This window comes from Escherichia sp. MOD1-EC4550, assembly GCF_963876935.1.
Taxonomy (GTDB): domain Bacteria; phylum Pseudomonadota; class Gammaproteobacteria; order Enterobacterales; family Enterobacteriaceae; genus Escherichia; species Escherichia coli_F.
This window is the reverse complement of the sequence record NZ_CAWNSE010000016.1, coordinates 88,151-103,064: the sequence shown is the minus strand read 5'-3', so window position 1 is coordinate 103,064 and position 14,914 is coordinate 88,151. Positions and strand designations below refer to the sequence as shown.

The window sequence follows — 14,914 nt, the reverse complement described above, 5'->3', positions numbered from 1 at the left end:
GGGGAAGCGGAATGTATCTTGATACCAGCAACGTACAAAGCCTGAAGGAAAAGCTGTTGTTATGTGCGGTTAATGAATTTGCCGAATATGGTTACGAAGGGGCCAGAGTCGATAATATCGTCAAGGCCGCGGAGTGCAGTAAACAGACGGTTTATCATCACTTTGGTAATAAAGAAAATTTATTTATCGAAGTGCTGGAATATACCTGGAATGATATTCGGCAAAAAGAAAAATCCCTTGATTTCTCAGGTCTTCCGCCACAAAAAGCCATTGAGAAAATTATCGATTTCACCTGGGATTATTACATTGCTAACCCCTGGTTTTTAAAAATTGTGCATAGTGAAAACCAGAGTAAAGGGGTGCATTATGCAAAATCACAGCGCCTTTTAGAAATTAACCACGCACACTTACAGTTAATGGAGTCATTATTAGCTGAAGGCAAACGGCGCAATATTTTTAAGCCAGATATCGACCCGTTGCAGGTGAATATTAATATTGCTGCTCTTGGAGGATATTATTTGATCAACCAACATACGCTTGGCCTGGTTTATCACATCAGTATGGTTTCACCGCAGGCACTGGAAGCCAGGCGTAAGGTCATCAAAGAGACGATCCTTAGCTGGCTTCTGGTTGACCCTTCATCTACCGCGCGCGAATAAAACTGCCATCCGGCTGGCGGGTAAACAGAACCTGTTGATTATTTCCCGTATCAATGGTTAAGCCCGTCACCACGCCGCTGGCGTTCTGGCGGATTTTCACCATCTGCCCATTTTGCAAATTACTCAGTGGCTTATCCGCGCCTTCTACCTGCGCCATTGCATAGACATCGGTAGCGGGCAGTCCGTGGTCGCGGAACAGCTGCGCCATTGTTTTACCGGGTTCGACACGATAAGAGCGCCATTGATTGTCAATTCCGCTATCTGGCTGGAAAGGTTGCACTTGCGAGGTTTGCGGCTGCTCTTCCGGTTGGCCTTCCTGTATCGGTTCTGGAGCGACCGGAGCCACCTGATCAGGATCATTTTGTGGTGTGACTAATTGCGCCCGCAGCTGTTCTTCTGTCGGCGGTTGTGATTGCGACTGAATATCTAACTGTGCTTCACGCGTCACCACCGGCGCGTTTGGCGTATCATCAGACGGGAGTAGAAATCCGACCACCAATACAATAGCGGCAATAATGATCCCCCGACGATGCATCGGCGGTAGCGGGTCCATGAAGCGAAAATTGTCCGGCGCGTGCCAGACTTTCTCCAGGGTTGGTTTTAGTTCAAAGCGCCCGGGCATGGTTTCCTCCTGCTCCGCGTCTTGTTCCTCAATCATAGCCTATGAATAAGCTAACGCTATGATGTCCGTGGTAAACCCGCCTTTATTATATTCATACGGGATATTGCTATTGTTTCTTTTTCCCCGGGATTTGTCATCATTCCCGCGACAAAGTTTTACCCAAAGAAGTGTGGCTGATATGCTGCCCGCTACTTTATACCCTAAGAAAGGAAATACGATGACCACCCCAACTTTTGACACCATCGAAGCGCAAGCAAGCTACGGCATTGGTTTGCAGGTAGGGCAACAACTGAGTGAATCAGGCCTGGAAGGGCTGCTGCCAGAAGCTCTGGTCGCAGGCATTGCTGATGCGCTGGAAGGCAAACATCCGGCTGTTCCGGTTGATGTGGTGCACCGCGCGCTGCGTGAAATCCACGAACGCGCCGATGCCGTTCGTCGCCAACGTTTCCAGGCGATGGCTGCCGAAGGTGTGAAATATCTTGAAGAAAACGCCAAAAAAGAGGGCGTGAATAGCACCGAATCTGGCCTGCAATTCCGCGTGATCAATCAGGGGGAAGGCGCAATTCCGGCACGCACTGACCGCGTTCGTGTTCATTACACCGGAAAACTGATCGACGGCACCGTGTTTGACAGCTCCGTCGCTCGCGGCGAGCCAGCTGAATTCCCGGTTAACGGCGTGATCCCTGGCTGGATTGAAGCACTGACTCTGATGCCGGTAGGTTCTAAATGGGAACTGACTATCCCGCAGGAACTGGCCTATGGCGAGCGTGGCGCAGGCGCGTCCATCCCTCCGTTCAGCACCCTGGTGTTTGAAGTCGAACTGCTGGAAATCCTCTAAGCAGCGCATTCTGTTCCCCTCGAGCCAGAGGGGAGCAGGCATTCAGCAATAACCCCTTCAGTTTGCCAAATGGCGCTATTTTGTGTTGCAAAGACCACGTAAGCGTGTATTTTTGTGAGCTGTTTCGCGTTATCACCGTGATATGACACTCACTTTAAACATAAAATTAACATTAGATCTAAATCTTAGTATTCATCCCGCGTATTGTTACCTAATATCGATGAGTCCCGATACAGATTCGTCGTATCATAGACTGACTAAAGGCCGCAGAGCCTGAACAACACAGACAGGTACAGGAAGAAAAAAACATGGTAGATCAGGTAAAAGTCGTTGCCGATGATCAGGCTCCGGCTGAACAGTCGCTACGGCGCAATCTCACAAACCGACATATTCAGCTTATTGCCATTGGTGGGGCCATTGGTACGGGGTTGTTTATGGGTTCCGGTAAAACAATCAGCCTTGCCGGACCGTCGATCATCTTCGTTTATATGATCATCGGTTTTATGCTCTTTTTCGTGATGCGGGCAATGGGGGAATTGCTGCTTTCGAATCTGGAATACAAATCTTTTAGTGACTTCGCTTCCGATTTACTGGGGCCATGGGCGGGATATTTCACTGGCTGGACCTACTGGTTCTGCTGGGTGGTTACCGGTATGGCGGACGTGGTGGCCATCACTGCCTATGCTCAGTTCTGGTTCCCCGATCTCTCCGACTGGGTCGCCTCGCTGGCGGTGATAGTGCTGCTGCTGACGCTCAACCTCGCTACTGTGAAAATGTTCGGTGAGATGGAGTTCTGGTTTGCGATGATCAAAATTGTCGCCATCGTGTCGCTGATTGTCGTTGGTCTGATCATGGTCATGATGCACTTCCAGTCACCGACCGGTGTGGAAGCGTCGTTTGCGCATTTGTGGAATGACGGCGGCTGGTTCCCGAAAGGTTTAAGTGGCTTCTTTGCCGGATTCCAGATAGCGGTTTTCGCTTTCGTGGGGATTGAGCTGGTCGGTACAACCGCTGCGGAAACGAAAGATCCGGAGAAATCACTGCCACGCGCGATTAACTCCATTCCGATCCGTATCATTATGTTCTACGTCTTCGCGCTGATTGTGATTATGTCCGTGACGCCGTGGAGTTCAGTAGTCCCGGAGAAAAGCCCGTTTGTTGAATTGTTTGTGTTGGTGGGTTTGCCTGCGGCTGCCAGCGTAATCAACTTTGTGGTGCTGACCTCTGCGGCGTCTTCCGCTAACAGCGGCGTCTTCTCTACCAGCCGTATGCTGTTTGGTCTGGCCCAGGAAGGTGTTGCGCCGAAAGCGTTCGCTAAACTTTCTAAGCGCGCCGTGCCCGCGAAAGGGCTGACCTTCTCTTGTATCTGTCTGCTCGGCGGCGTGGTGATGTTGTATGTGAATCCAAGTGTAATTGGCGCGTTCACGATGATCACGACTGTTTCCGCGATTCTGTTTATGTTCGTCTGGACGATTATCCTTTGCTCATACCTGGTGTATCGCAAACAGCGTCCGCACCTGCATGAGAAGTCTATCTACAAGATGCCGCTCGGCAAGCTGATGTGCTGGGTATGTATGGCGTTCTTTGTGTTCGTGGTCGTGCTGCTGACACTGGAAGATGACACTCGCCAGGCGCTGCTGGTTACCCCGCTGTGGTTTATCGCGCTGGGGCTGGGCTGGTTGTTTATTGGTAAGAAGCGGACTGCTGAACTGCGGAAGTAACGGCTTTATCATGCTGGATGGCGCAATGCCATCCAGCTTTTAGATCACTCACCCGCCAGCGCGCGTGGGAACAGTACATTGTTTTCCAGGCTGATGTGATCCATCAGGTCATCAATCAATTCATTAATACCGTTATACATCGCTTTCCAGGTGGTGCAGGCTTCCGGCGGCGGTGTGACGTTATTGGTGGTGTGTTTAATCACTTCCAGCAGTTCGCCCGCTTCATCGTGCTCGCTTTCCATTACGCTAATTGGCCCCATCGCCTGGCTACCCATGCCTTGTTTGATCATCGGGAAGAGGATCTGCTCTTCTTTCATCATGTGGCTGGAAAGCTCTTCATGCAGCATAGTCAGGTATTTTGTCAGCCCTTTTGGCACGCTCGGTTTGTCGGCGTGAACGCGCTCGACTTTGGTCGCTTGCAGGATCAGCTCCGGCAACTGCTCGCGGTGACGATCGTGGTAGCGCACGATGATATGGTCGATGATTTCTGCCAGTGGGGCGCTACGCCAGTCTTTCTCAATCGGTTGTTCAGCAAGCTTTGCCAGTTCGGCTTCAATGACCTCAACATCCAGTTCTTTACGTGCCGCCGCGCGCGCCAGCGTTTGCTTACCGCCGCAGCAGTAATCCATATCATATTTACGAAACAGAGCCGAAGCGCGAGGAATAGAGAGCGCCAGTTCACCTAAAGGTTGGTCGCGATAAGCCATAGCTGATACCTCATTCTTAATAATATAAGATGTATTTTAAATGCATCTTTAAGGCAAATGCTATAACCCTTACGTAGCAGAGGCTTATTTAACTCACTGCCAGCGTGTCAACTTTCTGAGACAGATTCAGTTAAGGGTTTTTCCGGTTTGGCTCTGACCGCAATGACCACGCCAATCACTAACAGCGCGATACCGCTCAGCGTCATTAGCGGCGGCATTTGCTGGCGGAGTAAAAAGGTGTACAGCAAACCTGCCAGCGTTTCGAAAACAATCAACGGTCCGAGGATAACCGTCGGTAATCGCTGGCTGGCGACGTTCCAGCAGAGTGCGCCAACCCATGAGCAAAGCACGGCTATCGCAATCATCAGACTAATAAACACCAGCGGACGGGGGCCAAAAGGTAGGGAGAAGCCCGGCGTTTGCATATTCAGCCAGTAACAGGCGACGAGATAGCCGATGAGAGAAACCGGCAGCGTGACCAGCGCCTGCGCCGTCGCCCACATCATCGGATGTTTGTCTGGGTTTTCCCGCAGCCAACGGGCGTTGCGCAAGGCATACCACGCCCAGCAGACCACGGAGACTAGCGCCAGTACGATGCCTGAGGCATAACGTGCCCAGTCAAAATCGGGGAGTCCGTGGTTTAACTCAGCAATATTCACACACGCCAGGCCAATGCCAATACAAACCAGTGCCGGGGCGAGTTTTCCCCACGCGAGTTTGCCGTCGCGCTGGCTATAAAGCAGATTGGCGAAGACAGGAATCACCACCGGCAGGGTGCCGATAATCATCGTGGAAACAGGCGCGCCAGTACGTTGAATGGCACTGGCAAGGCAGAAGTAATAGATGAGGTTGCCCATCATGGTGAGCATCAAGGCGGTAAGCCAGTCGCGACGCGCCAACTGACGCAGACGCACGCGCCCCAGCCAGGCAATGGGGAGCGCAATTAACCCTAACGCCAGATAACGGCCCATCGACTGCAACATCGCCGGGTATTCCGGCACGATCAACGGCCCGACAAATATAAGCCCCCACATCAACCCTGCTAACAGGGCGTACAGCACGCCGCTAATCATTACTGGCATCCATTGGTCTGTCAGAAGAAAGTTCAGGAAGCAGACATGATTGCTCCCGGCATCCCGTCATTATCAGAGAGGATGCGGGAGGATGCCACTTTAATTAACTAGTTATTAACATTAAAAAGATGGCTTACGCTCTCGGCTAATGTTGTCGTTGGGCGGCCAATCAATTTGCTAAGCGTTTTGCTGTCATCAAACAGGCCGCCTTTCGATGCGCCAACGTCAGAATCTGCCAGCATATCCGCCAGCCCGTCAGGCAGACCGACGCTTTTCAACGCCGCGGCGAAATCGGCTTCGCTCAGGTTTTGATAGGTAACCTGTTTGCCGCTCTGTTTGGTGAGTTCCGCCGCTAACTGTGTCAGTGTCCAGGCGCTATCACCTGCCAGTTCATAAACCTTGCCTTCGTGACCTGCTTCGCTAATTACGCGCGCCGCAGCTACCGCATAATCAGCTCGCGTAGCTGAGGCAATTTTGCCATCGCCCGCGGCACCGATAAATACGCCGTGCTCCAGTGCTGCCGGGGCGCTGGCGAGATAGTTTTCGGTGTACCAGCCGTTGCGCAGCAAGGTGTAAGCGATGCCAGAAGCAGCCAGCATTTTCTCCGTCTCGATGTGCTCATCGGCGAGGCCGAGCGGGGAGGTATCAGCATGTAGCAGGCTGGTATAAGCGATAAATTTCACGCCCGCCGCCTTAGCGGCATTAATAACATTTCGATGCTGCGTGGCACGTTGACCCACTTCGCTGGAAGAGATCAGCAGCAGTTTTTCCACTCCCTGAAGCGCAGATGTCAGTGCGGCCTCATCGCCGTATTCAGCCTGACGTACAGTAATGCCTTGCGCGCTCAATGCCTGCGCTTTTGCCGGGTTACGTGCGATAGCCACTATTTGGCTGGCAGGAACGGTTTTCAGTAAGGAGTTAATAACATGGTGACCAAGTTGGCCGGTTGCGCCGGTAATTGCGATCATGGGAAGCCTCCATCGGTTTGTCTTGTGTTTAAATACGCTACCACCTAAACTTACTTTTAGTAAGTACGTACAAAAAGGTAAGTATGAATGAGCCAGGCTAGCCTGTCGCAACAACTGAAAGAGGGTAACCTCTTCGCCGAACAGTGCCCGTCGCGCGAGGTGTTGAAACACGTCACCAGCCGTTGGGGGGTATTGATTCTGGTCGCGCTTCGCGAAGGTACGCACCGTTTTAGCGACCTGCGCCGCAAGATGGGTGGGGTGAGTGAAAAGATGCTTGCGCAGTCGTTACAGGCGCTAGAGCAGGATGGTTTTCTTAACCGTATCGCGTATCCGGTGGTGCCGCCGCATGTGGAATACAGCCTCACGCCGCTGGGCGAGCAGGTGAGCGAAAAGGTTGCTGCACTGGCGGACTGGATTGAGTTGAATTTGCCTGAGGTGTTGGCAGTGCGGGATGAACGTGCAGAATAACAGCCGGATGCGCTTATCCGACCTACGGTGCATGACTTGTAGGGCGGATAAGATGCGACAGCATCGCATCCGCCAATAAATGCCGGATGCGGTTGATGATTTGTAGGTCGAAAAAGAAGTGTTTTACTTACTCAAATCCACCTGATAAATCGCAAAGCCGATATCATCGGTCGCGACTTTCTTCATCGGATATTGTCCTTTCTCTTTAATAAACGCTGCGGCTTTATCTGACGGAGAGGTTTCGAAACGGATATCCAGTTTCTTATCGCCGGGAATCGGTGCTAAACGCCAGTTGTTATCTGCCGCCGGGTGAATTTCCCCCGCACGCTTCGACTCATCTGCAACCCACGCTGCCAGCACCGAGCGGTTCTCATCCGGTGAAGCAAAAGCGATATGGCTATCGCCCGTACCTGCAAATTTGCCGCCGTAAGCGCGATAGTTATTGGTGGCAACGAGGAACATCGCGTTCGGATCAATCGGCTTGCCGTTAAAGGTCAGGTTCTTAATCCTTTCCGCATTGGCATTAACCACCTGGCACTCGCCGTCATAGCGAGCGGGCTGAGTAACATCAATCTGATAATTCACACCATCAATGACGTCAAAGTTATAGGTGCGGAAACCATCCCAGTTGATCAGTGACTGTGGTTTCGTGCTGTTGGGATCAATCTGGTTAAACTGTCCGGCGGAGCATTCCAGCCACTCTTTCACCTCTTTACCGCTGGCTTTCACCACAATCAGCGTATTGGGATAGAGGTAAAGATCGGCGGCGTTACGGAAGGTTAATTGGCCTTTTTCCACCTCCACATAGCTTGCCGGATCATTTTTGCGACCACCGACTTTAAACGGTGCGGCAGCTGAAAGCACCGGCAGTTTTGCAAGATCGGGATCGCCCTGAATGTAATGTTCGACATACGCTTTTTGTGCATTATTCACCACCTGCACGGTCGGATCGTCCTGCACCAGCGCCAAATAGCTATACATATTGTCGGCAGATTTACCGATTGGTTTGCTGACAAACTGGCGTGTGGCCTCGTGATCGGCCTTAAGTGTTTCTACCAACTTGCTGTCTTCCGCCGCGAGGGATTTTTTATTGGCGATATCGTAAATTGGCCGTGCTTCCGCTTTCGCCTGCGTCACCTGCCATTTTCCGCTGTCATTATTGAGTTGCAGATCGACCACGCCGAGATGATCGCCCCACATGCCCGGCATTACCGCCGGAACGCCGTTCAGCGTGCCTTTGGCGATATCAGCCCCTTTGATATTCGCAAAATCTTTACTCGGGAAGACGGCGTGAGCATGGCCAAACATAATGGCGTCAACGCCCGGAATTTCACTGAGATAATAAACTGAGTTTTCTGCCATCACTTTATACGGATCGGCAGACAGACCAGAATGCGCCAAAACGACAACGAGATCGGCACCTTTCTCGCGCATTTCAGGTACGTACTTGCGCACAGTTTCCGTTATATCGTTAACGGTGACTTTGCCAGATAAATTAGCTTTATCCCATCCCATAATCTGCGGCGGTACGACGCCAATATAGCCAATCTTCAGCGTCTGTTTTTTTCCGTCTTTATCGATCACTTCGGTGTCTTTAATCAAATACGGTGTAAACATGGGCTGTTTGGTTTTAGCGTCAATGACGTTGGCGTTTACATAAGGGAATTTCGCTCCTGCCAGTGCATTTTTCAGGTAATCCAAACCGTAGTTAAACTCGTGGTTGCCAAGCGTGCCGACGGTATAGTCCAGCGTATTTAATGCTTTATAGACAGGGTGAATATCACCTGCTTTTAAGCCTTTCGCCGACATGTAATCGGCCAGCGGACTCCCCTGAATCAAATCGCCATTATCGACCAGTACGCTGTTTTTCACTTCATTGCGGGCATCGTTAATCAGGCTTGCCGTACGTACCAGTCCGAATTTTTCCGTGGCGGTGTCTTTGTAATAATCGAAATCCATCATGTTGCTATGCAAATCAGTGGTTTCCATGATACGCAGATCGACCGTCGCTGCATTCACACTGGCGGCAATCAGCGTGGCCAGGAGCGTTGCGCTAAACTTAATCATCAGGGACATCCTTTTATCATCGGGAATTCGAAAGAAAAGGGAGAATAAACCTCTTACTTTTAGAACAGTGAAGAATGCCACAACTTAACGCTTTGAAAATGATGACACTATCACAGTTGGCGCATTCTTTAACGATAGGGTATAAGTAAAACAACAAGTTAACACCGCTCACAGAGACGAGGTGGAGAAATGTTAGATCAAGTATGCCAGCTTGCACGGAATGCAGGCGATGCCATTATGCAGGTCTACGACGGGACGAAACCGATGGACGTCGTCAGCAAAGCGGACAATTCTCCGGTAACGGCAGCGGATATTGCCGCACACACCGTTATCATGGACGGTTTACGTACGCTGACACCGGATATTCCGGTCCTTTCTGAAGAAGATCCTCCCGGTTGGGAAGTCCGTCAACACTGGCAGCGTTACTGGCTGGTAGACCCGCTGGATGGTACTAAAGAGTTTATTAAACGTAATGGTGAATTCACCGTTAATATTGCGCTCATCGACCACGGCAAACCGATTTTAGGTGTGGTGTATGCGCCGGTAATGAACGTAATGTACAGCGCGGCAGACGGCAAAGCCTGGAAAGAAGAGTGCGGTGTACGCAAGCAGATTCAGGTCCGCGATGCGCGCCCGCCGCTGGTGGTGATCAGCCGTTCCCATGCGGATGCGGAGCTGAAAGAGTATCTGCAACAGCTTGGCGAACATCAAACCACGTCTATCGGCTCTTCGCTGAAATTCTGCCTGGTGGCGGAAGGGCAGGCGCAGCTTTACCCGCGTTTCGGGCCAACCAATATTTGGGACACCGCCGCCGGTCATGCCGTGGCTGCCGCTGCCGGAGCACATGTTCACGACTGGCAGGGTAAACCGCTGGATTACACCCCGCGCGAATCGTTCCTGAATCCTGGGTTCAGAGTGTCTATTTATTAAATACAGATGGCAGAAACAGTGTATTTCCTGATTCTGCCATCCTGATTTGCTCCCAACCTAAAAAATTATAGATATAAAGGGATTGTATTTAAAGTGTAAATATTCCAACGCTAATAAGTTATGTTTTAATAATGAGCGTTTTTTGATAGTTTATTTCTTTAACAAGATATTTAATGGCGACATAGAATAACCAAATATAATAAGGTTGTCATATGTTACCCAAGATCAGACACAATAATTTTTTTGGTGCAGTGGAGTTATTTGTAAAGTCATCGCATACAAAAATACATTCAAATAATTTCTTTAATAATATTCAGCATGCATTTAAGAAAAGGGATTGGATTTCGAATTATGATAGTCTGTTAATTTTAAGGGAGTTCTTTCTTAGAGCAACACAGATCGATAAAAATAGTTATCAGGTGCTTTCATTAAAAGATGAAACCGTTCACTCCATGGATAATTTTCTTATCAGCTTCCGCCTTAAAGATAACGGTGCCGAATATACAATGACATTGCGAGGCACTGGATTTGAATACGAAGAAATCCCTATAACAATAAATGAGTATAACTCATTTATAGACTTTAAAAACCGTGAATTTCCACTAGCACAAAATAGAAGATTGTATGCCTATGATATTTTGCAGAAAAAACAGTCTGACATACCTGAAAGGATTAACGGTTATTTTCGGAAGGCGGCGGGTAACTTATCTTACGATTCTGCTTATTTGGAGAATGTAGTAAGCAAATTAAAACGGGGTAAATTTGAACTTGAAGGGCCAGAAGGTAGCATTAAAGAATGTGAAGGATGGTATTTTTGCGAGGAAATAAATAATAGAAATTATGCCATGGTCATAGAATCTTTGGGCTTTGCTCTTAAAATCTATGGAGGGGATGAGGAACTTCGAACTGGCTCTTATATTTTTTTGCAGGGTGAAGATTACTCTCTTATTTATAATTTTCTGGTTAATGCAGGTTACCAACAAGTGGAAATAACCGAGCAAGTGGAAGCGATTGTAAGTGCAAATCTGGCCGCAAACGGTAATTATACCGCAGAAAAGATTCACAAGAAATATAAATCTACCATTGAAGCGTTTAAAAAAGAGGTAAAACCGTTAAACGCGAATAAGGGTTATTGATACTAGTATGAGTTCGGCGTAAAAACTCAGAGACTTAATTCCCCTATCCCATATATATCGATAGGGGAAATTTATTTTCCAGAATTTATGTTATTAACATTATTTGAGCAACTTTTGCAGCAGGTTCATCACTTGCTGCACCTCTTCCTGAGTGAGCGCACCGTCTTTGGCCCATTGCACTCGACCGTCTTTATCCAGCACCGCTACAGCGGAACTTTCTTCATCTAGCTGCCAGGCACCGCGCGCGATGCCATTGCTATCGACAATAAACTGCGACCAGGGATAAAGCTTTTTATTACTCTCCAGACTGCTGCGCACAAACATGCCAGAACCCGGAATCGCGTCGTCGGTGTTCACAATGGTGGTGGTCTGGTAACGATCGTGCGGTAACTTTGCTGATTTAATCGCTTCAATCAGCGTCGCGTTTTTCTCTTTTGCAGAGGTGCGACCAGCAATATGTTGCAGTACTCGCACTTTTCCCACTAACTGCGCGCTGTTCCAGGTTTTGTAGCTAAACTGATCTTTATCAAGCACCAACTCGCCCCGATCGGTAATGCCTATCGGTGGCACTCGTTGACCGGTTTCAAACTGATGTGCGGAAGCCATCATCGGCAACAGCAGGCAGGTGAGTGCCAGAATCTTACGTAGGGTCATGGTGTATCCTTCTTATGATATGCAGGTGATCCGACCACTTGGGGTCTGACTTTTAATCATATGTGCTATTTATCGAATTTCCCGCAAGTGTGATGCCAGTTTGCGGTCAAGCGCACAAATCATATGAAAAATGAATGCTTATACTGAAGACCGCGCTTCGGTAAAAAGATAATTCTGAATAATTGTAACCTTTAGGTAAAAAAAGTTATACGCGGTGGAAACATTACCCGGATAGTCTATAGTCACTAAGCATTAAAATTTGCGCCTCATAATAGTTGGGCCGATTGTGGCACCGCAAAGGCGTAATACTCAGCAGGAGATAACAATGAAAATTTTCCAACGGTACAACCCACTGCAGGTGGCGAAGTACGTAAAGATCCTGTTCCGTGGACGGTTATACATCAAGGACGTTGGCGCTTTTGAATTTGATAAGGGTAAGATTCTTATCCCAAAAGTGAAGGATAAGCTGCATTTGTCAGTGATGTCCGAAGTTAACCGTCAGGTTATGCGTCTGCAAACAGAGATGGCTTAACCAAAGTGCTATGCAGTAAATAAGACGGCTCCTGATTCAGGAGCCGTTGATGTTTCTTGGGGTTACGCGACGTTTTCTTCTTTATCTTTAACGTCAGGCAGTTTGGGCGAAAGGGCGGTGGCCTTGCTGTCGATCCGCGTTACCAGCAACTGGTCGATGCGGTAGTTATCGATATCCACCACTTCAAATTTGTAGCCGGCGAATTTCACCGAGTCGGTGCGTTTCGGGATTTTACGCAGCATAAACATCATAAAGCCGCCGATGGTTTCGTAGTTGCCTGACTGCGGGAACTCATCAATATCCAGCACACGCATTACGTCGTCAATCGGGGTGCCGCCATCAATCAACCATGAGTTCTCATCACGGGCGACAATCTGCTCTTCCAGTCCCTGACCGACCAGATCGCCCATTAGTGTGGTCATTACGTCGTTGAGGGTGATGATCCCAACGACCAGCGCGTACTCGTTCATGATCACCGCGAAGTCTTCACCTGCAGTTTTAAAACTTTCCAATGCCTCTGAAAGGGTTAATGTATCCGGCACAATCAGTGTGTTGCGAATTTGTACGCCGCTGTTCAGTGCCAGGCTTTGGTTAGCCAGCACGCGGTTCAGCAGGTCTTTAGAATCGACATAGCCGATGATGTGGTCAATATCTTCATTACAGACGAGAAATTTCGAGTGCGGATGTTCCGCCACCTTATTCTTCAGACTTTGCTCATCTTCGTGGAGATCAAACCAAATCACGTTTTCACGCGGTGTCATTGACGACGGAACGGTACGGGATTCCAGCTCAAAGACGTTTTCTATCAGCTCGTGTTCCTGTTTACGTAACACGCCCGCCAGTGCACCTGCTTCCACAACTGCATAGATGTCATCAGAAGTGATGTCATCTTTACGTACCATTGGCAGTTTAAAGATACGGAAGATCATGTTCGCCAGGCCGTTGAAGAACCACACCAACGGGGTGCAAACGTACAGGCAGAAGCGCATCGGGTTGATGATACGCAAAGCCACCGCTTCTGGCGCAATCATACCGATGCGTTTCGGAGTTAAATCCGCAAACAGGATAAACATGCCAGTTACTAACGAGAAAGAGAGAATAAAGCTCAGTTGCTCAGAGAGTTCCGCCGACATATAGCGGGAGAACAGGCTGTGAAAAGCTGGAGAAAACGCCGCATCACCGACAATACCGCCGAGAATCGCCACTGCGTTAAGACCGATTTGTACCACGGTAAAGAACATGCCAGGATTTTCTTGCATATTCAGAACGCGTTGGGCATTTATATTGCCTTCATCAGCCAGCAGTTTTAGTTTGATTTTGCGTGAAGCGGCAAGTGAGATCTCGGACATCGAGAAGAACGCACTTACAGCGATCAAGCAGAGTATGACAAAAATACTGTTTAACATATCTTATCCGACCTTTCAGGCCAGATCCTCGGAAGGGGAAGTTGATTAATTTGTGTGAAATACACATTGAAAGCCGATTCGAAGAAAGTGAACCGGCATTTTCAGTGGCTAGTATAGCGTAAGGTACTGTAAAGTCGCCAGAGGGTTAAAATTCAGACGACTGATAAATGCAAAACTGCCTGATGCGCTATGCTGTTCAGGCCTACGAAGTCTCTGCAATGCATTGAATTTTGAGGGTTTTGTAGGCCTGGCAAGGCGTTTACGCCGCATCCGGCATAAACAAAGCTCACTTTATCAACAATCTGAGTTTGTAACCGTAACGCTATGCTTCCGGCGGCAGACAGACGCCAATTCCGCCAATTCCACAGTAACCATATGGGTTTTTATGCAGATATTGCTGGTGGTCATCTTCGGCATAATAAAATGGTGAGGCGTTAGCGATTTCCGTGGTGATGTGACGATCGTCATCGGCGGCAAGCATCGCCGCCTGAAAACGCTTCAGACTGGCACGAGCGGCGGCATCCTGTTCTGGGGTCAGCGGATAAATCGCTGAACGATACTGCGTGCCGTGGTCATTGCCCTGACGCATTCCCTGGGCGGGATCGTGATTCTCCCAAAATACTTGTAGCAACTGCTCATAGCTGATGACGGAAGGATCGTAAACAATGCGCACCGCTTCGGCATGACCAGTATCACCGGAGCACACTTCCCGATAAGTGGGGTTTGGCGTATATCCGCCGGTGTAACCTGCGGCGGTGCTGTAAACGCCGGGTAACTGCCAGAACAGACGCTCCACACCCCAGAAACAACCCATCGCAAAAATGGCAATCTCCATTCCGTCAGGTACATTGGTCATTGAGTGACCATTGACCGCATGCAGCGTGGCTACGGGCATCGGGGTGTTACGTCCAGGCAGGGCATCGGCGGGGGAAACCAGATGCTTTTTATCAAATAAACTCATGGTGTCGCTCTCCCGAAAATCGGTCATTGGGGTTAAGGTTGTAACAAGAGACGTATTTGCACACAATAACCACCGTGAATAGGTCTAAAGTAAAACATAAGAAATATTTGGGGTTTAGTCTGCTTTTTAATCCATATTACTGGATTTTTGTTAAGCCGTTTAACGGCGTTCC

At 49.1% G+C, this 14,914-nt stretch carries 15 protein-coding genes; 7 read left to right on the top strand and 8 right to left on the bottom strand.

All coding sequences use genetic code 11. From position 1 onward, the window contains the following. The first annotated feature begins 11 nt into the window (after nucleotides 1-11). Nucleotides 12-659, top strand: a complete 648-nt coding sequence (locus AACU19_RS13635) for a TetR/AcrR family transcriptional regulator (RefSeq protein ID WP_001355101.1) — start codon at nucleotides 12-14, stop codon at nucleotides 657-659. On the opposite strand, the gene ytfB is transcribed toward AACU19_RS13635, so the two are convergent. After that, a complete protein-coding gene (gene ytfB / locus AACU19_RS13630; protein WP_001119472.1) occupies nucleotides 643-1,281 on the bottom strand; it encodes a cell division protein YtfB in 639 nt (212 codons plus the stop codon). The two genes, AACU19_RS13635 and ytfB, sit on opposite strands and share 17 nt — an antisense overlap. Nucleotides 1,282-1,498: 217 nt before the next feature. Between ytfB and fklB the strand changes: the two genes are divergently transcribed. Continuing rightward, complete coding sequence (fklB, locus tag AACU19_RS13625) at nucleotides 1,499-2,119, top strand: FKBP-type peptidyl-prolyl cis-trans isomerase (protein WP_000211225.1); 621 nt, start codon at nucleotides 1,499-1,501, stop codon at nucleotides 2,117-2,119. Nucleotides 2,120-2,427: 308 nt separating this feature from the next. Then, nucleotides 2,428-3,840: a D-serine/D-alanine/glycine transporter gene (cycA, locus tag AACU19_RS13620; protein WP_000228335.1), complete on the top strand. Its 1,413-nt coding sequence runs from the start codon at nucleotides 2,428-2,430 to the stop codon at nucleotides 3,838-3,840. Between the two features lie 44 nt (nucleotides 3,841-3,884). Here cycA and ytfE read toward each other — a convergent pair whose 3' ends face one another. The 3 genes from ytfE to qorB form a co-directional block, all read right to left on the bottom strand. Then, complete coding sequence (ytfE, locus tag AACU19_RS13615; protein ID WP_000331456.1) at nucleotides 3,885-4,547, bottom strand: iron-sulfur cluster repair protein YtfE; 663 nt, start codon at nucleotides 4,545-4,547, stop codon at nucleotides 3,885-3,887. 107 nt (nucleotides 4,548-4,654) lie between these two features. Next, a complete protein-coding gene (locus tag AACU19_RS13610) occupies nucleotides 4,655-5,620 on the bottom strand; it encodes a DMT family transporter (RefSeq protein WP_105279040.1) in 966 nt (321 codons plus the stop codon). 107 nt (nucleotides 5,621-5,727) lie between these two features. After that, nucleotides 5,728-6,588 (bottom strand): NAD(P)H:quinone oxidoreductase, encoded by an 861-nt coding sequence (qorB, locus tag AACU19_RS13605; protein ID WP_105279039.1) that lies wholly within the window; start codon nucleotides 6,586-6,588, stop codon nucleotides 5,728-5,730. A gap of 87 nt (nucleotides 6,589-6,675) precedes the next feature. Between qorB and AACU19_RS13600 the strand changes: the two genes are divergently transcribed. Further along, entirely contained in the window at nucleotides 6,676-7,056 is a 381-nt protein-coding gene (locus AACU19_RS13600; RefSeq protein WP_000075979.1) for a winged helix-turn-helix transcriptional regulator, read from the top strand. A gap of 123 nt (nucleotides 7,057-7,179) precedes the next feature. Here the strand turns inward: AACU19_RS13600 and cpdB are convergent, their stop codons facing one another. Further along, on the bottom strand, nucleotides 7,180-9,123 hold the full coding sequence (gene cpdB / locus AACU19_RS13595) for a 2',3'-cyclic-nucleotide 2'-phosphodiesterase (protein WP_105279038.1): 1,944 nt from the start codon (nucleotides 9,121-9,123) through the stop codon (nucleotides 7,180-7,182). Nucleotides 9,124-9,312: 189 nt separating this feature from the next. On the opposite strand from cpdB, the gene cysQ reads away from it, so the two are divergent. Next, entirely contained in the window at nucleotides 9,313-10,053 is a 741-nt protein-coding gene (gene cysQ, locus AACU19_RS13590) for a 3'(2'),5'-bisphosphate nucleotidase CysQ (protein ID WP_000886904.1), read from the top strand. 212 nt (nucleotides 10,054-10,265) lie between these two features. Beyond that, nucleotides 10,266-11,189 (top strand): hypothetical protein, encoded by a 924-nt coding sequence (locus tag AACU19_RS13585; RefSeq protein WP_105279037.1) that lies wholly within the window; start codon nucleotides 10,266-10,268, stop codon nucleotides 11,187-11,189. Between the two features lie 99 nt (nucleotides 11,190-11,288). Here AACU19_RS13585 and AACU19_RS13580 read toward each other — a convergent pair whose 3' ends face one another. Next, on the bottom strand, nucleotides 11,289-11,843 hold the full coding sequence (locus AACU19_RS13580; protein ID WP_000175278.1) for a YtfJ family protein: 555 nt from the start codon (nucleotides 11,841-11,843) through the stop codon (nucleotides 11,289-11,291). Nucleotides 11,844-12,168: 325 nt separating this feature from the next. Between AACU19_RS13580 and AACU19_RS13575 the strand changes: the two genes are divergently transcribed. Beyond that, nucleotides 12,169-12,375 (top strand): DUF1107 domain-containing protein, encoded by a 207-nt coding sequence (locus AACU19_RS13575; protein WP_000689228.1) that lies wholly within the window; start codon nucleotides 12,169-12,171, stop codon nucleotides 12,373-12,375. Between the two features lie 62 nt (nucleotides 12,376-12,437). Here the strand turns inward: AACU19_RS13575 and AACU19_RS13570 are convergent, their stop codons facing one another. Then, nucleotides 12,438-13,781: a hemolysin family protein gene (locus tag AACU19_RS13570; protein WP_000934983.1), complete on the bottom strand. Its 1,344-nt coding sequence runs from the start codon at nucleotides 13,779-13,781 to the stop codon at nucleotides 12,438-12,440. 322 nt (nucleotides 13,782-14,103) lie between these two features. Then, a complete protein-coding gene (gene msrA / locus AACU19_RS13565; RefSeq protein WP_024212012.1) occupies nucleotides 14,104-14,742 on the bottom strand; it encodes a peptide-methionine (S)-S-oxide reductase MsrA in 639 nt (212 codons plus the stop codon). Nucleotides 14,743-14,914: the final 172 nt, after the last annotated feature.